Below are 18,213 nucleotides of genomic sequence, written 5' to 3'. Positions count from 1 at the left end.
TTACACTCTCTTTTCCGGTAAAAATATGTGAATTGTTGGCTTCTGCAATACTTTTCTTGAAATATTATATAGGTCTTCGCTTTTAATATTTTCCATATTATCCATATCATCGGTAAACTGATATATATCTTCATTATCCATAGCCTGATGTATTACATAACTTCCGAGGTCTGTAGAGTCCTCTAAGGTTGAAGCTATAGCAGTTTTCATTATTTTTTTCATTAGTGCTATCGTATTATCATCAAAAACTATTTTTTCACTTCCAATATCTTTAATAGCAGTATCTATTACATTGATTGCTACATCTACATTTTTTTCAGACACTGATGTATAAATATATAATGTTTTAACATTATTTGAAGTATCTAAATGAGTGTAAACATCATATGACAATCCTCTTTCTTCTCGAAGTTCTCTAAATAATATAGAATTAGAACTTTCTCCAAATTTATAATTTAATATTCTAAGTGCTAATTCCTCATCTTTAGATAGTCCATTAAAGGTATATAAATAGAGTATAGTGCATTGCTCAATTTCTTTTTTATATGAGATTTTTTTTATGAATTGATGATGTTCAAAAGTTATTTTTTTCTTTTCAAATTTTTTCTCTATCCAATCACCAAAATATTTGTTAACCATGTTTATTATATCCTCATGTTCAAACGGTGATACAATAGTTATGAAACAGTTATTAGGCAAGTAATATTTTTCATAAAAATCAACAAGTTGCTTTCTTGTAACTTTTTTTATTATATTTTCGCTACCAATAGTATCTTCTCTAAGTGGACTATATTTAAACGCAATCTCATTAACCCTCTTAAAGCTTAAATCTTCAATGTCATCATTGATTGTTCTAATTTCAGCGAGTATTACTCCCCTTTCCTTTTCAATTTCATCAATTGGAAAGGTCGAATTTAATAGCATATCTCCGAGAAGTGTTAACGAGTTCTCTAATTCTTCATTTAAAATTGTAGCGGTATATACTGTACAATTAAAATCCGTGTATGCATTATATTCTCCACCTAAATTTTCTAGATTGCTGTTCAGCTCTTCATTAGTTCTGCCCTCAGTTCCTTTAAAAAGCATGTGTTCTATAAAATGTGCTATTCCCTTTTCATTTTTTTCTTCAAAAAGAGAACCTATGTTTACTCCAGCATGAACTGCTGCAATTTGACTATCCTTTTTAATAGTAATAAGCCTAATACCATTACTTAATTGTGTTTGTTTTGTATTAAAAATTTCTTTACTCATCATATTCTCCTTTAGCCAAAAACTATGTTGTTAAATCATCACCTGCGGCGCTGTAATATTAACGACTTCAGAAGAGATTTATACTCTCACTTATAGAAGTGGGAGACTTTACTTCTGAACTGTCGTTAAATAATTTATGAACTTCAAAAAACAAATGCATATATATTTTAACTATATCACACTTTTAACTATTTTAGACCATAATTTCAACGTATTTAAAACTATAGTTAATTCCCTATAAAATTGCGAATCCCCATTGACTAATTACGAAAAATGGAGTAGAATAAAAGTTCGAGTCAAATACTCATAGACAGTTCGCAACCATCCTGTCTTAAAATAAAACTATGGAGGCGCAAAAATGAATATTAAATTAAATGAAGGAACTATGTCTGTAAAAATAAGAAGAATTGTTTTTGCAGCAATGGTGGCTGCTATTTATGTAGCTTTAACTCTAAGCTTATCGTTTTTCAGCTTTGGAGTTGTTCAATATCGTATTGCTGAAGGACTTACTATCTTACCTTACTTTGCATCCTTTTCTATTCCAGGACTGCTAATTGGTTGTGTAGTTTCTAATATCATAAGTCCACTAGGTATTATGGATATGGTTTTCGGTTCCCTTGCAACACTTATAGCCGCGATTTCAACTTACTATATTGGTAAAAGCAAACTGAAGTTCAAAAGAATACTTGCTCCATTACCGGCTGTAGTAGTTAATGCCATTATTATAGGCATACTGTTAAAGCTTTTATATGTTAAAGACATGCCCCTTTTAGTTTGTATGCTGCAAGTTGCATGGGGAGAATTAGTCTGCTGTTATGGAATTGGATTACCTCTTATTTATATTATTGAGAAAAACTCAATTTTGAGGGGTTTTTTAAAATAATTATGAAAAAGCAATTTAAATTTGCTTTTTTGATTTAATATTTATTATTTTGTATATATTTTGTAATAATAAGATGTATTTGATACTTTATGAGAAGAAAGAGGAATTTTAATGAACAAAATTGACAAACTTAAATTCGATGAACTAGGACTAAGCGAATCCGTGCTCCACGCTATACAAGATTTAAAATTTGAATATCCATCTGATATTCAAGCAAACGCTATTCCAGTTGTACTAGATGGCTTTGATATTATAGGTCAGGCTCAAACAGGAACTGGTAAAACATTAGCCTTTGGTGCACCTATTTTAAGCCTAATGGAAAGATCAAATGGAAAAGTTCAAGCAATAATAATGTCACCAACAAGAGAACTTGCTGTCCAAGTTGCTGAAGAACTTTCACGTATTGCAAAACATGAAAGAATTAAGATATTACCAATCTATGGTGGCCAATCTATTGATAGACAAATATCCGCTTTAAAAAGAGGAGTAGATATTGTAGTTGGAACTCCAGGAAGATTATTAGATCATATTAGAAAAGGCACTTTGAAATTAGCAAATGCTAAGTTTCTTGTTTTAGATGAAGCTGACGAAATGTTAAACATGGGCTTTATTGAAGATATTGAAAGTATTATAAGTAATTTAAGTGAAGATAGACAGACTTTACTTTTCTCAGCTACTATGCCAAGAGCTATTAAAATATTGTCAAAAAAATATATGCATCCTCAAACAAAGATTATTGCAATAGAAAAGAAATCTTTAACTGTTTCTAAGATTAAACAATATTATTATGAAGTGAACCAAAAAAATAAATTTGAATCATTATGTAGAATTCTTGATGTTGATGCTCCTAAAACTTGTATACTATTCTGTAAAACTAAGAAGGGTGTAGATGATTTAGTTGATGCATTACAACCTAGAGGTTATACTGTAGAAGGTATGCACGGAGACATGAAACAAAGTCAAAGAATGAATACTCTAAAAAAATTCAAAGATGGTAATCTGAATTTCTTAATTGCGACAGATGTAGCTGCAAGAGGAATCGACGTTGAAAATGTTACTCATGTAATAAACTATGATTTACCACAAGATAGTGAATCATATATACATAGAATTGGTAGAACAGGTAGAGCTGGTAAAGAAGGTACAGCTTATAGTCTTATTACAAGACGAGAAGCATCTTCCATAAGACAAATTGAACGTGATACTAAAAGTGTAATCGCTAAAAAAACTGTACCTACTATAACAGATATCTTTGCTGCAAAATCAGAAACTATTTTAGATTCTATAAAATTAGTTCTAAAAGAAAATTTATATGAAAACTTTCTTCCACTCGGAAACGATCTTATAAAAGAATATGGTGCTGAAGATGTAGCTGCTTCTCTAATAAAAATTATTTTTGATAAAGAAGTTAACTATAACTATGCAGACGATACAACAACAACAACGACAGATAGTGTTAGACTATTCTTATCTATAGGAAGAATGGATGAAGTTATGACTAAAGATATTATATCTTTCCTATGCGAGACTGCTAATATTAATAAAAATGAACTTGGACGTATCGATATTTTAGATAAATTTTCTTTCTTAGATGTTCCTGCGAACTTAGTAGATTCTATTTTAAACAATAGTTCAGGTAAGAAATTAAATAGTAGAAAAGTAAATATTGAGGTAGCTAAATCTAGAAGATAGATTTGTTAAATCAAAAGAGCACTTATTAATAAGTGCTCTTTTTCGCGTATTTTTATTTACTATTAACGACTTTTCTTCAAGTCATTAATATTTTCGCTCCGCAGGGGATGATTTGATTATGTTATCGTCTTTTTTAACATACAATATAAAGGGGGTGATAATAATGAATAAATTTAAAAAACTGATTTACACATTAATTTTTATCTTGTTAATTGAGATTTCCCTAATATATGTAGTTTATAAATAAGTACACTTCTGAATTCTTATTTTTCTTTTATAATATAGTGGCTTTGTATATTTCTTCAAAAGCACATAATTTTTGCATCCCACTGCTCCTTATCTGAATTCTCATTGACTTAACTCAATGCCGATTGACTTTAACCATGCTCTAACAAATTCTTCTATGCATTTGTCTTCATATTCATACCATCCATCTGTTGCATCTGGTCTATCCATTAGAATATGTTTAAACCTTTTTATAGGTTCTTCACTAATTAGTGCCTTTTTAAATTCTAGTTTTAAATCAGAATTACTAGTTATACTATTAACATATTTTTTCATTGCACTTATATAAAAGTCTTCATCTATTAGAGGCGTGCTCAAATACCTATTAACATCATCTTCGCTAATAAGTATAGCGGTGCTGACAAATTCTTTTAACCACTTATCAAATGTATCTTCTTTTAAAGTCCCATTTTCTAATGCTAGACTTACTTCTGTAGGAATATATATAACCTCACCAGTAGTTGTATCTAGAAAACTTTTCCCTAAATTGTCATCAACATGCGAAATTGTTTCTATAAGTGCTTCCATATTAATTTCTACTAAATTCAAAATTTCACCTCCTCTACTTACTACAACAATTTTTGATATCTAAAAAAAATTATAATATTTATAGTAAAACCCAATAAACCTTACCGATTTATTGGGTTTTTGGTATACTATTTATTCCTCAAAAGTTGAATCATATTCTTCTAAAACTCTTTCGAATTCTTCTTCATCTTCTACTGCAATATATTGCTCTTTATCATCTACCATTTCTATTTTATAGACAAAAGCATCATCTTCTTCTCCTATAGGAGCTAATAAAGCATATTTATTTTCATCTAATTCAATGATTTCGATTAATTCAAAATCAACCTTTTCTCCATCTTCATCTATCATTGTTATAATTTTGTTCTCTTCCATTTCTATTCTCCTTTCAATCTTAATAACCACATTATACCGTTAATCTAGCTATACTGTCTATATAAAAATATAGATTTAACAACATTTCACAAGGAAATTATCCTACATTATACCTTAAGCATATGAAACATAAGTTTATTTACTATATCCGGAAATTCCTCTTATAGAAACTTCTCCTGAAACAATATGTTCTACTATCCCTTTGTAATTTTCAATAACCAATTCTCCTTGATCACTTATATCTATTGCTTTAGCTGTTGTTACTTTTCCTCTATTAATCAATTGGATCTCTTTACCTATAAGCATGGAATTTTTTCTACAAATCTCTATAGTTTCTTTTATATTTCCATTTAAGACAAAATCACTATATAGCTCCTCAAAAATGTTTAATATATTGGCAAGCAAAAGCTTCCTCTCCATACATTTACCACTCGCAAGCTTAATAGACGTAGCCACATCTTTTAGATCAATTGGTATATCTTCTTTTTCCAAATTTACATTTATACCAATTCCCATAACTAGATAATTAATATGATCTACTTCCCCACTCATTTCTGTTAATATACCACATACTTTTTTACCATTAAGTACTATATCATTAGGCCACTTAATGCCGGCTTTAATTCCAATTTTCATAATAGCTTTTTGAACAGCTGCTGCTCCAAGTAGGGTTATTTGTGATATATTTTCTGTGTTAATATTTGGTCTAAGTATTATGGACATCCATATGCCCTTATGTTTTGGAGATACCCAATTTCGTCCAAGCCTTCCACGTCCTAATGTTTGTTCTTCACTTATTATAACTGTGCCGTGGTCTTTCCCCATCTCTGCTAATTCTTTAGCTTTAGAGTTTGTTGACCCTATAGAATCGTAGTGAATAATATTCCTACCTATGTATTCTGTGCTTAGAAAGTTTTCAATCTCCTCAAATGTAAGTATATCCGGTGAGGAGATTATTCTATAACCCTTTCTTGAAATTGCTTCAATTTCGTAGCCATCCTCTTTAATCATATTTATATGTTTCCAAATAGCTGCACGACTAACGCCTAAATCTTCACTGATTTTTTGACCAGACACAAAATTATTCCCACTGCCCTTAAGTAGCTTAATAATTTTTTCCTTCATAACATCCACGCCCTTTTTTGTTTTACCAAATTCTGAGGAAAGTCGTCTTATAATCTTCTGTATTCCTCTTGCTTATACCTATGTTTGCCTTTCAGTGCAAGGTCAATGTCTCCTACTAACTGATTTTTATCTTGAGGCAACGTTCCAGAAAGTGCCATGTAATTTGAAGCATGATTGCTTCTGAAAATACAGTTAGTAACTTCTACATTTTTAAGGAACTCTCTCATCTCATACATTATTTGTTCTGGCGTTAATATATGAAAAGTCCCATTCTGTACATCCTCATATATAGGAGCTTTCCTCTCTAACATTAAAGTCAAAAATCCTACATAATCTGGGTTTATAGCACTTATAAGTTTAGCCGATTCTATTGCATGTTCACTGATTTTTTCTGTGCCACCTATTCCTGAAATCAAGGTGGTGGATAACTTTATTCCACTTTCTTTAACCTTGCAGCCTGCAATAATCATTTTCTCAGCAGTTACGCCCTTATTTATACTTTTTAATATTTCATTACCTCCAGATTCAACGCCTAGATACACAATTCCAACGCCAAGATCCTTAAGTTGCCTAAGCTCCTCTAAAGATTTTCTTAAAATATCATTCGGAGTAGCATAAATCCCCACTCTATCACATTCAGGAAATAATTCCCTTATTTTTAATAAAATCAATTTCAATTTATTAGTCTCAATAACTAAAGCATCTCCATCTGCTAAAAATATCTTTTTAACTACCCCATAGGTTGCTTTAGCATGCTGTAAATCTGCCATAATATCTTTTAAATCACGTATTCTAAACTTCTTATCTTTGTACATATTGCAAAAGCTACACGCATTATGTGAACATCCGATTGTAACTTGCAGTATAAGACTGTAGGCCTCACTGGGTGGTCTGTATACTGTTCCTTCATATCTCACTGTAATCATCTCCAAACTTCGTAAATTTAATGAATGTTATTCGTTACATACTTTATAAGTATAACATAAGTTTTTATATAAAAATAAATCCTTTTTATACTATAATTATTAAATTTACAAAAAAATTTAGGCCTACAATTCTATGTGATTTTTTTGGAACTTGATAAATACTCTTCACAAGTACGAATAAAAGATTTAATATTTTTCTTCTCCTCTTTAATTTTATCCTCACTGATTTCACCTCTGCCAAGCCTATCACACTGCGATAACAAAGCAATTTCTTTGATGGATATTTCTTGCGACATGCTTTTAACATCCCCAAAAGGTAAATTTTTTATTATAAAGAGAGTTTGCATATGCCACCTAACTAAAGCTGTAACTTGTTTAATAAATGCCTCCTCCTCTGTAAATGCTTCAAGAAATTTTCTGCTAAGTTCTGCACCAACCTTATCGTGGTCATAAGATGTTATTTTTCCTTTTCTGATTTTTGTGGTAGGTACTTTTCCTAAATCATGTAATAGTGCACTCCACATAAATGCTCTAGGATTTTCACTTATATCTTTTACTTTTGCTGCATTATCTACAACTAACATTGTATGATTCCACACATTTCCTTCTGGGTGATGTTGTGGAGATTGCGGAGTATCTACTAAGCCGCCTAATAATATATACGGATAATTCTCAAATATATCCTGATTATTTATTATTTTCTTAAAATATTCAGATGGCTTCTCATCTTCCATTAAATGACTTTCAAATTCTTCAAACATTTTTATCATATGTCAATTCCCTTCTATTTACTATTTTTATTTCAACCATATTTTGTTACCATAACAAAAGAGCAAGCTAAACTTAACTAAACTATATATTATTATAGTTTAGTTAACAAACACCTGCTCTTTTTGTTAATGTATCTTTTATTAGTTATTTTATTTTCATGTACCTAATATCCATTTTTCTTGGTTTCAAAGACACTTTCATTATATGCACTTTCTTCAATAGTTTGAATTATTTGATTTTTAGAATGTCCATTTTTTGTTTTTATGTCTTTCTTAATATAATCACGTAGATTTTCCTTCTTAGCTTCCTTCATATCCTTCATATAAAACCCTCCTATCTACCTATTATTTATATTTTTTTAATGCTCGGTATACTTCTGTAATACTTTTTTAAACTCTTCACCCTGGCCTATGGACAAATATTCTGTTTCTCCATTAACTACCACTGACTTGTAAGCATATGCCTCATCCGAATCCTTAGGACCAACTATCACATATTCATTTCCATCCATTTTAATAGCATCAATCAGTTCTAAGTCAACTTTCTCACCATTTCCATTTAGCACAGTAATTATTTCATTAGTTTTCATACACATATCTCCTTTCACGTAGGAACATTCAAATAAATAACAAATTAGTATGCTAGTTTATTTTAACTTTTTATTTATTTTGATGCGCCTTATTATTTTGTGCCTAAGTAAATGTTTTATACCAAGTTTTCATAATAACTAAACTTAAAGACTTCAGTGGGAGTTTAAATCTCCTTTCTGAAGCCTTCATTTTTAATTTTTTATTTTACATATTCATCATAAATTATAGCTAAAAGTTTCTCTTTTGTATTAAACTGCGGATTTTCTAATACTTTATCTAAAAGAAATTTAAGCATATTACCTATTTCTTCTCCTGGTTTAATAGAAAATTCATTCATTAAATCTCCACCATTTACTGCAAGTTCTTTTATAGATAGTGGAACTTTGGATTCTAAAATAGCAAATGTTTTTTCTTCCACTCTATCAATTTGTTCTAATCGTATTTTGGGAGAACGTGAACCTAATGCATCTGCTCTTTGCAAGGCGAAGAGGTCACGTACTAAATCTACAGAAACTCTATTAATAAGGCGTTTTACAGAAGCATCTGTTGGCTTTGTAAGTATATTCATATGTTCTTTTACTAAAATTTCAATTTCATTTATACTTTGATTATCAAATTTAAGTCGTCTAAGTATTTTCTCAGATAATATAACACCTTTTTTATCATGTCCATAAAAATGACCTATCCCTTCCGCATCTAGAGTAAAACAATCCGGTTTAGCTATATCATGTAATAATGCTGCTATTCTCACATTAAGCGAATGTGGGCATTTTTCTACAACGGCTAAAGTGTGTTCAAATACATCTTTGTCATGGTGAGGATTTTGCTGATTAAATCCTACAGCTACTTGAAGTTCTGGTAGTATAAACTCTAATAGTTTAGTCTCTACAAGTAATCTTAAAGCTTTTGTTGTATTATTAGATACTAGTATTTTGCATAATTCATCTCTAATTCTTTCATTACTTACATTTAATATAAGCAACGAATTTGCTTTTATAGCCTCTAAAGTTTTTTCTTCTATTTCAAAATGTAACCTGGCCGAAAAACGGATAGCTCTAAGCATTCTTAGCGCATCTTCTTGAAACCTTTTATTGGGCTCTCCTACTGCTCTAATTATTTTGTCATCTAAATCTTCGGTGCCACCAAAATAATCTATAAGCCCATCTTCCTCATTAAAAGCTAAAGCATTTATAGTGAAATCACGTCTTGCTAAGTCTTCTTTTAAATTTGAAACAAAAGTAACACCATCAGGTCTTCTATTGTCCAGGTATTCACCATCTATTCTGTAAGTTGTAACTTCATATCCCTCTCCATTTATCATAACAGTAACAGTTCCGTGTTCTAAACCTGTAGGCGCGGTTTTGTCAAAGAGTTTAATAACCTCTTCTGGTAGGGCATTTGTAGTTACATCATAGTCCTTGGGCATGAATGTCCCAATTTTGGAATCACGTATACTTCCTCCCACTATATAAGATTCATATCCATTATTTTTTAAAGTATCTAAAATTATTTTTACATCATTTGGTATAAACATAACTCCTCCAAACATTGTATTATCTTTACTCATTAACTCACCCTTTATTTTCTGTAATCTTAATTCTAAATATACATTGCTATAGGTATAATTTCAATCACAGACCCGCTAATTTCTATTTGTTTTTTATCATAATCACTAATTAAACTTGTATCTTTTAGAAATCTATTTTTAAATTCTTTAAAATACTCTTCATTCAAATAATCAAAGTATGTACCACTTAGTAAACTATAGTTGTTATCAATTTCATTTTCCTTTGGAATTCTTACCACCTTGCCAAGGACAGTGATTTTAGCACCTTCAATATAATCTAAATTGTCCGCCATATTTTTTATCTCTAAGGGCACTACAACTTTTGTATTGCCCGTTCCTATATTACTACTAATGAATTTTAAACATTTTTCTCTTTTACAATTTTCCATATCATCTTTCAAGACCTTTAAAACTTGCCTCTTAACTTTTTGCTCTTGGCTTTCACCCCCGTTCTCTACACTTTCCGGTGAAAAAGCCAATTGCATTTCCATAACCCTAATCATATCTTCTATATATTCTATAACTGGATTTTTATACAATTCACTAGTAAACTGAACAAAATCAAATTCCTTCATATTTGCTACATCACTCTCACTATTTATAACTTTTAACATACTTTGATCATTTAGTATGTTTTTTATTCTTGACAATATTGTTATTACAATTGAAACTCTTTCTTCAATTTTCTGTGACGAGAATTCATTGAGAAGTTGAACATTTAAGTCACCTTGCCTTATTTTACCACAAGTAAGTTCATATAAAGGTGTATTGGTACAAATAGTTAACTGCTTTCTAGTACTTTCACTTTTGATTTCGGCAAATTCTTGTATTACAATTGTATATAAATTATTTATCATATTCTCATTAAGGTATAAGGGTATAAGTGCTCGATTATCCATATTTACATATACCTCCGTTACATTTTCTCAAATAATACTTCTTACCTAGTCTATAACATTTTTTTATTATTTAGAACAACAACGTATAATGTATATTTATTATTTTTGCTACTTAATTACATTATTTTTTATCAATATTGATTTCATTACTGAATTTTCACCATACCTCTGCCTCAAACTATCTATAGTCTTGTCTATTGCCCTTTTCTTTTCATCACTAGCATTATCAAGATCAAAAATTGATATTTGTTTAAAATTATCCTCACTTAAATTATTAAGAGAAACTCCTAGTAGTCTTATTGGCTCTCCCTTCCATAACTCATCAAAAAGTTTTTTTACTGTTTTTAGTATATCCTGCGTTGAATCCGTAGCGCTTTTTAAAGTCGTGCTACGCGAATAATCAATAAATTCATGATTTCTTATAGTTACGCAAATACAGTAACAGCACTTTTTTATATTTCTTAACCTAGTAGATGTGTGCTCTACCAATGCTAATAATGCTTTATAGGCTTCATCTTTACTTTTAATATCATCAGGCAGTGTAGTTGAATTGCTTATTCCTTTTAGCTCATATTTGTTTGCCTTTACCTCTCTATTATCTATACCATTAGCATATTTCCACATCATAATCCCACTGCTTTTAAAGTTGTATTTCAAAAATTCAACATCATACTGAGCTAAATCTCCTATAGTAAATATATTTAAATTATTAAGCCTTGGAACAGTTTTCTTTCCAACCATGAAAAGCTCACCAACTGGAAGGTTCCATAATTTTTTTTCTATTTCGTTTTTAAAAAGCGTATGCACTTTATCAGGTTTCTCAAAATCAGATGCCATCTTAGCTAGAAGCTTAACCTCTGACATACCTACATTTACTGTAAACCCAAGTTCCTTTTTTATTCTATCCTTAATATCACAAGCTATCTTGAGTGCTGCTTGTCTTGAAGTATTATAACTTGTCATATCTAAAAAGCACTCATCTATAGAAACCTTCTCCACATAAGGTGTATAATCGCCAAAAATTTCTCTCATACTAATACTACTTCTTTCATATAACCTAAAGTCAGGCGATATAACTACCAGATTTTTACATTTATTTCTTGCAGTAAATAAACTCTCTCCTGTTATTATTCCACTTTTTTTAGCTATCATAGATTTTGCGAGTACTACTCCTCTTCTCGATTCCGCGTCTCCGCCTATTACTGATGCTATATCCCTTAAGTCAATATCCGAGCCTTGCCTAAGTTTATCCGTAGCGCTCCAAGAAAGAAATGCTGAATTAACATCTATATGAAATATAAGTTTCTTGTTAAATTTAATCATCTAATCTCACCCTTTATATAATGCATATTCAAAAAAATATCTTTAGAAACTTTAACTTATTATTTTGCGTCATATGATTAATAAATATTTTACATATAAATATAGTATACAGAATTTTAATACAAAAAAGCAATCTATCCTTAATTAAGAATAGATTGCTTTTAATTATAACTTATCCGTTAGCATAAGAGTTATGCTTTAACACTAACTTTTATATATTCCTTTATTTCATCTGAATCTCCAAATGATAATACTGGCTCTGATAACTTTATGCATTCTTCATAGTTAGAATTTGTAACAGTTTTACGTGCTCTCAATATTGAAGAGGCACTCATACTAAATTCATCTAATCCAAATCCAAGTAGTATAGGAATAAGATTTATGTCCCCTGCCATTTCGCCACACATGTTTACCTTTATTCCTGCCTTGTGACCATTATCTATTACGATTTTAATAAGTCTTAAAACCGCTGGATGATAAAAATCATACAAATATGATATTTTCTCATTCATTCTATCAACTGCCAACGTATATTGAATTAAATCATTAGTACCTATACTAAAGAAGTCTACTTCTTTAGCTAATACATCTGACATTATTGCAGCTGATGGTATTTCTATCATAATACCAACTTCAATATTCTCATCAAATACTACGCCCTCTGACTTAAGTTCATTTTTACACTGCGCAAGTATTTTTTTGGCCATTCTCAGTTCCTGAAGATTACATATCATAGGAAACATGATTTTAAGCTTGCCATATGCAGATGCCCTTACTAAAGCTCTCAATTGAGTTGTAAATACATCTGTTCTATCAAGGCAAAGTCTTATAGCTCTATATCCTAAAAATGGATTCATTTCCTCGTCCATAGGTAAGTAATTCAATTTCTTGTCTCCACCAATATCTAAGGTTCTTATAATAACAGGTTTTCCATTCATCTTTTCAACAACTGACTTGTATTCCTCAAATTGTTCTTCCTCAGTTGGAAGCGCATCTTTTGACATATATAAAAACTCTGTTCTAAATAATCCTATAGCTTCTGCACCATTTTTCAAAACCGCTTCTAAGTCTTCCGATGATCCTATATTTGCAGCTAATTCAACTGTTTTGCCATCTACTGTAGTTGATTTCATATTGGCATATTTAAGTAGCTGATGTTTAGTTTCAATGAATTCTTTTCTTTTTTCTTGATAGTTTTTCAAAGTTTTCTCATCTGGATTAATTATAACTATACCTTCTTCTCCATCTACAATAATTAAATCTCCATCTTTAATTTTACTTATACCATTACCTGCACCTACAACTGCTGGTAACTCTAAAGAACGTGCAATAATTGATGTATGTGCAGTTTTTCCACCTACTTCAGTTACAAATGCCAATACTTTATCTTTATCAATTTGTGCTGTATCTGATGGAGTCAGATCCTTTGCTATTAGTATACATTCTTCTTCAATTTCTGCAATTGAAACTACTTTTATCCCCATTAGAATATTTAACACTCTTTTGCTTACATCTCTAATGTCCGCTGCTCTCTCAGTCATATATTCATTATCCATATTTTCAAAAATAGCTGCTGTTTCCGCTGCTACAGTTTGCAAAGCGTATTCAGCACTTTCTTTATCGCTCGCTATTTTCTTTTGAATAGATCCTATAAATTCTGGATCCTCAAGCATACATAAATGAGCTTCAAATATTTCTGCTTTCTCACTGCCTAGCTTTTCTTTTACATTTTCAACTATTTTCTCAAGCTCCGTAACCGCTTCTTGCAAGGCATCATTAAACCTAGTTAGCTCGCAATTAGAATCCTCAATCTTGCATTTATTTACTTCTACGATTTCTTCTCTAATAACTAATGCTCTACCTATAGCTATTCCGGATGATACACCTATTGCCTTTAACATAGCTTATTCCTCCTATTTTACAAGTCCTTCTTCTATAAGTTTTACCATAGCTACTGCAGCGGCTTCTTCATCATCACCAGTAGTTTTTATTGTTATTTCATCATCTTTAACAGCCGCCATACACATTATAGCAACTATACTTTTTGCATTATACTCATTGCCATCTTTTACTATAAGAACTTCTGATTTAAACTTAGAAGCCTCTTTAACTACTGTTAATGCTGGTCTAGCATGTATTCCACTTTCACTTTTAACTATTGCTTTTTTTTCCATCATAATATACGCTCCCTATTTTTTTATTTTTATTGTTATTACTTCATCATTTTTATCTACAGTACCTAACTTAAATTCTACGGATTCCATTATTTCATTATCTGTAAGAACTAGAACACTTAAATTAGTTTTAGCTTTAGATTTTATTAATTCATTATTAAAAGTTAATAATTTATCTCCAGCTTTAACTTGTTGTCCCTTTTCAACGAAAGCTTCGAAGCCCTCACCCTTCATCTCTACAGTATCAATACCTATGTGAAGTAGTATCTCTATACCCTCTTTGCTCTTTAAAATTAAGGCATGTTTTGTAGGGAATACTTGAAGAATTTCACCATCAACTGGTGCATATAATACTCCTTCTGTAGATTCAAATCCTATCCCATTACCTAACATTTTAGACGAAAAAACTTCATCAGGTATTTCTGATATGTCAAAACATCTTCCCACAACTGGAGATTTTAAAATCAAACTCTTTCCATCTTTGCTTTTTTTAAAAAAACTAAACATTTTTATCATCCTCGCCTTTCTCTAAGATAGATAACAATTATTAATTGATATCTACATAAAATTTCTTTATTTTGAAATTTTACTTTAAATTTTAACCAATTATATAAACATTAGTTTGTGCAGTCTTTCGAATTTTAAATACATTTATTAAAAATTCACTAAAGTACTTTAATACCTTCTTTTTTAAAACGTCCTAAAAAAAGACATAAACTAATAAGATGCTCATTAGCATTTTATATGGTTCATGCCTGATCTAATCAGTAACACACCTAACATTATAAACTTTGTTTTTTAATTTGATTGTTTTAATCTATGTATATGCATACAAATATATGAAGCTTCATCTTCACAAACTTCTTTTGAAAGTTTTTCTGATATAAATTTACACACTTTCTTAGAAATTTCAAAGTCTTCACTCATCTCAGCTTTAATGGATCCTAGCATTACATTTTTTAGAACCTTATCATTGTCTATTCTATCTAAAGCATACCTTAAATGAGATACTAATCTCCCATATTCCATTGATTTTTCACTAGTGTTTATTCCAATTAACTCTTGAATATATTCCATTACTTCTTTAACAATTCTAGTATATTTAAGACTTTGAGACACTTCCTCGTTAACTCTAGCAGAATATATATGAATAGTAATAAAACCGATTTCACTTTCCGGTAAAGCCACATTTAATTTTTCTTTGATAAATTTTGTTCCATTTTCTGCTATGCTATATTCATTAGGGTATAATGTTTGTATTTCATTTAGAAACGGATTAACTATATTAATTCCAAGTTCCATTCTTTTAATTGCAAAACTAATATGGTCACTTAGACCAACATGTATATGTGAATTTAATTTTTCTTGTAACCTATCTTCTGCAAAAGAAATTATTTCTTCTGCTACTGCCAATACTTTATCTTCTACATTTTTAATGATTTCCACATAGTTAGCTTTTTCACTATCATCTATTTTAATGAATTTCTGGTCTATGGCACTCCCTTTAGCTATAAGTTCACCAGGTTTTTTACCAAATCCTATACCTTTACCAAAAAGAACATAGACATTATCGTCTTTCTCTGAAACAACAACATTACTACTAAGAGATTTTAATACCTTATAATCAATATTCATGTTAACATTACCTCTTCTATAGTTTAAAATAGATTTTGAAATTATTCAAGGGTTTTTTAAAATATATTCTTGGAAATTTAAATATTGCCACCTAATTTGTCGGTTTTTGCTTACTATAAAGATTGCCCTTTAGTTTCTTTACATATATTATAACATAATTATTTTGCCCTTAATTCTTAAATTAATGTAAACTTATTATGCAATGTCATTAAATCATCTCCTGTGGAGCTGTATATTAACGACTTCAGAAGTAAATTTATACTCCCACTGAAGTTTTATTTTTGCTAGGACAGTTAACTCCCACTTACAGAAGCTTAAGACTTCTCTTCTGAAATGTCGTTAAATAAGTACAAGCACCCTTTTTAGGGTGCTTCAAATTTTTAAGCCATAAACATTTTTATATCGTCTTCTACGCTGGAAGTTCCAGCTATTCCAAAGTTCTCTACTAATACATTGACAACATTTTTGGATAAGAATGCTGGTAATGTTGGTCCTAAGTGAATATTTTTAACGCCTAGGTGAAGTAATGCTAATAACACTATTACAGCTTTTTGCTCATACCATGCAATATTGTATGTTATTGGTAATTTATTGATATCATCAAGTCCAAATACTTCTTGTAGCTTCATTGCAATAACAACTAATGAATATGAATCATTACATTGTCCTGCATCTAGTACTCTAGGAATTCCACCAATATGTCCAAGTTCTAATTTATTGTATCTATATTTTGCACAACCTGCAGTTAAAATAACTGTATCTGTCGGTAATTCTTTTGCAAAATCAGTATAGTATTCGCGGCCTTTCATTCTTCCATCACAACCAGCCATTACAAAGAATCTTTTAATTGCTCCTGTTTTAACAGCATCCACAACTTTATCAGCTAATGCTATTACTTGATTGTGAGCAAATCCTCCAACTATTTCTCCTCTTTCAATTTCAATTGGTGCACTACATTTTTTTGCATGCTCAATTATAGCTGAGAAATCTTTTGCAGTTCCGCCTTCTCTATCAGCTATATGGTTCATGGAAGCAAATCCAGATGCTCCAGTAGTATAAACCCGCTCTTTATAAGAATCATTTGGAGGAGTAATACAGTTTGTTGTCATGAGTATTGGTCCATTAAAGCTTTCAAACTCTGAATTTTGTTTCCACCACGCATTTCCATAGTTACCTACAAGGTGATCATATTTTTTAAAAGCTGGATAATAGTTCGCTGGTAACATTTCACTATGAGTATATACATCTACGCCTGTGCCTTCTGTTTGTTTTAATAATTCTTCCATATCCTTTAAATCATGTCCACTAATTAATATTCCTGGGTTATTTCGAGCTCCGATGTTTACCTTTGTGATTTCTGGATTTCCGTAAGTAGTAGTATTAGCTCCATCAAGTAGTGCCATAGCATCTACTCCATATTTACCACACTCAAGTACTAATGCAACTAATTCATCAACAGATAAACTATCATTAGTAGTTTGTGCAAGTCCTTTCTGCATAAATGCATATAGGTCATTGTTTTCATATCCTAAGTTAAATGCATGGTCAGCATAAGCTGCCATTCCTTTGATACCATAAGTTACAAGTTCTCTTAAAGATCTTACGTCTTCATTTTCTGTTTTAAGAACTCCTACATTCATAGATTTACTCTCAAATTCCTCAGTAGTACCTGTCCATGTTGCACATTCTGGTAAATCGCCTTCTATTACTCCGCCAGCATTTACTAATTCATTCTTAATTACTTCACGTAATTCTAATGCTTTTGTTATTGTTTCTATAAATCTAGCTTTATCAAAATTTGCATTTGTTATAGTCATGAATAATCCATTTACTACAATTTTATTCACTTCTTCATTTTCTACCCCTAGTTCTCTTGCTCTTGTGGCATAAATTGATATTCCTTTTAAAACATAAATTAATAAATCCTGCATATTAGCTAAATCATCTGTTTTACCGCAAACTCCTCGCGAGGTACATCCCGTGCCCTTTGAAGCTTCTTGACATTGATAACAAAACATACTCATTAAAAATTCCTCCTATTATTTTTCTGGATAGACAACAATTTTACTTAGTCGCCTTCCATACATTAAAATTTATTGTTTTGAATAATTAATATAGACATAAATAATTTAACATTTATTGTTGAACTACCTTTATTATATCTTCACACCAATTGAAAGTCGGTAACA

At 30.5% G+C, this 18,213-nt stretch carries 18 protein-coding genes; 2 read left to right on the top strand and 16 right to left on the bottom strand.

Annotated elements, in window-relative coordinates:
• Complete coding sequence (locus ACWJJ7_RS16240) at window positions 1-1,251, bottom strand: M16 family metallopeptidase (RefSeq protein ID WP_462963002.1); 1,251 nt, start codon at window positions 1,249-1,251, stop codon at window positions 1-3.
• A gap of 358 nt (window positions 1,252-1,609) precedes the next feature.
• On the opposite strand from ACWJJ7_RS16240, the gene ACWJJ7_RS16235 reads away from it, so the two are divergent.
• Both ACWJJ7_RS16235 and ACWJJ7_RS16230 read left to right on the top strand, forming a co-directional pair.
• A complete protein-coding gene (locus ACWJJ7_RS16235; RefSeq protein WP_462963001.1) occupies window positions 1,610-2,134 on the top strand; it encodes a QueT transporter family protein in 525 nt (174 codons plus the stop codon).
• Window positions 2,135-2,254: 120 nt separating this feature from the next.
• Window positions 2,255-3,826: a DEAD/DEAH box helicase gene (locus ACWJJ7_RS16230; protein ID WP_462965025.1), complete on the top strand. Its 1,572-nt coding sequence runs from the start codon at window positions 2,255-2,257 to the stop codon at window positions 3,824-3,826.
• Between the two features lie 348 nt (window positions 3,827-4,174).
• Here the strand turns inward: ACWJJ7_RS16230 and ACWJJ7_RS16225 are convergent, their stop codons facing one another.
• From ACWJJ7_RS16225 to hcp, 15 genes are all read right to left on the bottom strand, one after another.
• Window positions 4,175-4,660, bottom strand: a complete 486-nt coding sequence (locus tag ACWJJ7_RS16225) for a UPF0158 family protein (RefSeq protein ID WP_462963000.1) — start codon at window positions 4,658-4,660, stop codon at window positions 4,175-4,177.
• Between the two features lie 111 nt (window positions 4,661-4,771).
• Entirely contained in the window at window positions 4,772-5,014 is a 243-nt protein-coding gene (locus ACWJJ7_RS16220; protein ID WP_462962999.1) for a DUF1292 domain-containing protein, read from the bottom strand.
• Between the two features lie 135 nt (window positions 5,015-5,149).
• Complete coding sequence (locus ACWJJ7_RS16215; protein ID WP_462962998.1) at window positions 5,150-6,139, bottom strand: biotin--[acetyl-CoA-carboxylase] ligase; 990 nt, start codon at window positions 6,137-6,139, stop codon at window positions 5,150-5,152.
• A 47-nt stretch (window positions 6,140-6,186) separates the two neighbouring features.
• Complete coding sequence (locus ACWJJ7_RS16210; protein ID WP_462962997.1) at window positions 6,187-7,056, bottom strand: radical SAM protein; 870 nt, start codon at window positions 7,054-7,056, stop codon at window positions 6,187-6,189.
• Window positions 7,057-7,196: 140 nt separating this feature from the next.
• Window positions 7,197-7,835: an HDIG domain-containing metalloprotein gene (locus tag ACWJJ7_RS16205; protein WP_462962996.1), complete on the bottom strand. Its 639-nt coding sequence runs from the start codon at window positions 7,833-7,835 to the stop codon at window positions 7,197-7,199.
• 164 nt (window positions 7,836-7,999) lie between these two features.
• Complete coding sequence (locus tag ACWJJ7_RS16200; RefSeq protein ID WP_462962995.1) at window positions 8,000-8,158, bottom strand: hypothetical protein; 159 nt, start codon at window positions 8,156-8,158, stop codon at window positions 8,000-8,002.
• A gap of 36 nt (window positions 8,159-8,194) precedes the next feature.
• Complete coding sequence (locus tag ACWJJ7_RS16195) at window positions 8,195-8,425, bottom strand: DUF1292 domain-containing protein (RefSeq protein WP_462962994.1); 231 nt, start codon at window positions 8,423-8,425, stop codon at window positions 8,195-8,197.
• Between the two features lie 200 nt (window positions 8,426-8,625).
• On the bottom strand, window positions 8,626-9,993 hold the full coding sequence (locus tag ACWJJ7_RS16190) for a CCA tRNA nucleotidyltransferase (protein ID WP_462962993.1): 1,368 nt from the start codon (window positions 9,991-9,993) through the stop codon (window positions 8,626-8,628).
• 32 nt (window positions 9,994-10,025) lie between these two features.
• Complete coding sequence (locus ACWJJ7_RS16185; protein ID WP_462962992.1) at window positions 10,026-10,892, bottom strand: DUF6414 family protein; 867 nt, start codon at window positions 10,890-10,892, stop codon at window positions 10,026-10,028.
• A 108-nt stretch (window positions 10,893-11,000) separates the two neighbouring features.
• Complete coding sequence (locus ACWJJ7_RS16180; protein ID WP_462962991.1) at window positions 11,001-12,215, bottom strand: DNA polymerase Y family protein; 1,215 nt, start codon at window positions 12,213-12,215, stop codon at window positions 11,001-11,003.
• Between the two features lie 191 nt (window positions 12,216-12,406).
• Window positions 12,407-14,116, bottom strand: a complete 1,710-nt coding sequence (ptsP, locus tag ACWJJ7_RS16175) for a phosphoenolpyruvate--protein phosphotransferase (protein WP_462962990.1) — start codon at window positions 14,114-14,116, stop codon at window positions 12,407-12,409.
• Between the two features lie 12 nt (window positions 14,117-14,128).
• Window positions 14,129-14,392 (bottom strand): HPr family phosphocarrier protein, encoded by a 264-nt coding sequence (locus tag ACWJJ7_RS16170; protein WP_462962989.1) that lies wholly within the window; start codon window positions 14,390-14,392, stop codon window positions 14,129-14,131.
• Window positions 14,393-14,404: 12 nt separating this feature from the next.
• Window positions 14,405-14,896, bottom strand: a complete 492-nt coding sequence (locus ACWJJ7_RS16165) for a PTS sugar transporter subunit IIA (RefSeq protein ID WP_462962988.1) — start codon at window positions 14,894-14,896, stop codon at window positions 14,405-14,407.
• Between the two features lie 291 nt (window positions 14,897-15,187).
• Window positions 15,188-16,024, bottom strand: coding sequence for a PRD domain-containing protein (locus tag ACWJJ7_RS16160; RefSeq protein ID WP_462962987.1), 837 nt, complete (start codon window positions 16,022-16,024; stop codon window positions 15,188-15,190).
• A gap of 380 nt (window positions 16,025-16,404) precedes the next feature.
• Complete coding sequence (gene hcp / locus ACWJJ7_RS16155) at window positions 16,405-18,048, bottom strand: hydroxylamine reductase (protein WP_462962986.1); 1,644 nt, start codon at window positions 18,046-18,048, stop codon at window positions 16,405-16,407.
• Window positions 18,049-18,213: the final 165 nt, after the last annotated feature.

The organism is Clostridium sp. CM042, assembly GCF_055080995.1.
The sequence above is the reverse complement of the archived record's forward strand: the minus strand, read 5'-3'. Positions and strand labels throughout refer to the sequence as shown.

What these genes read in the sequence shown, in the direction of transcription:
- ACWJJ7_RS16170 (WP_462962989.1), bottom strand. Translation starts at nt 14,392, where the DNA reads ATGATGGAAAAAAAAGCAATAGTTAAAAGTGAAAGTGGAATACATGCT.
- ACWJJ7_RS16240 (WP_462963002.1), bottom strand. Translation starts at nt 1,251, where the DNA reads ATGAGTAAAGAAATTTTTAATACAAAACAAACACAATTAAGTAATGGT.
- ACWJJ7_RS16235 (WP_462963001.1), top strand. Translation starts at nt 1,610, where the DNA reads ATGAATATTAAATTAAATGAAGGAACTATGTCTGTAAAAATAAGAAGA.
- ACWJJ7_RS16185 (WP_462962992.1), bottom strand. Translation starts at nt 10,892, where the DNA reads ATGGATAATCGAGCACTTATACCCTTATACCTTAATGAGAATATGATA.
- ACWJJ7_RS16165 (WP_462962988.1), bottom strand. Translation starts at nt 14,896, where the DNA reads ATGTTTAGTTTTTTTAAAAAAAGCAAAGATGGAAAGAGTTTGATTTTA.
- ACWJJ7_RS16190 (WP_462962993.1), bottom strand. Translation starts at nt 9,993, where the DNA reads ATGAGTAAAGATAATACAATGTTTGGAGGAGTTATGTTTATACCAAAT.
- ACWJJ7_RS16205 (WP_462962996.1), bottom strand. Translation starts at nt 7,835, where the DNA reads ATGATAAAAATGTTTGAAGAATTTGAAAGTCATTTAATGGAAGATGAG.
- ACWJJ7_RS16200 (WP_462962995.1), bottom strand. Translation starts at nt 8,158, where the DNA reads ATGAAGGATATGAAGGAAGCTAAGAAGGAAAATCTACGTGATTATATT.
- ACWJJ7_RS16180 (WP_462962991.1), bottom strand. Translation starts at nt 12,215, where the DNA reads ATGATTAAATTTAACAAGAAACTTATATTTCATATAGATGTTAATTCA.
- ACWJJ7_RS16160 (WP_462962987.1), bottom strand. Translation starts at nt 16,024, where the DNA reads ATGAATATTGATTATAAGGTATTAAAATCTCTTAGTAGTAATGTTGTT.
- ACWJJ7_RS16215 (WP_462962998.1), bottom strand. Translation starts at nt 6,139, where the DNA reads ATGAAGGAAAAAATTATTAAGCTACTTAAGGGCAGTGGGAATAATTTT.
- hcp (WP_462962986.1), bottom strand. Translation starts at nt 18,048, where the DNA reads ATGAGTATGTTTTGTTATCAATGTCAAGAAGCTTCAAAGGGCACGGGA.
- ACWJJ7_RS16195 (WP_462962994.1), bottom strand. Translation starts at nt 8,425, where the DNA reads ATGAAAACTAATGAAATAATTACTGTGCTAAATGGAAATGGTGAGAAA.
- ptsP (WP_462962990.1), bottom strand. Translation starts at nt 14,116, where the DNA reads ATGTTAAAGGCAATAGGTGTATCATCCGGAATAGCTATAGGTAGAGCA.
- ACWJJ7_RS16220 (WP_462962999.1), bottom strand. Translation starts at nt 5,014, where the DNA reads ATGGAAGAGAACAAAATTATAACAATGATAGATGAAGATGGAGAAAAG.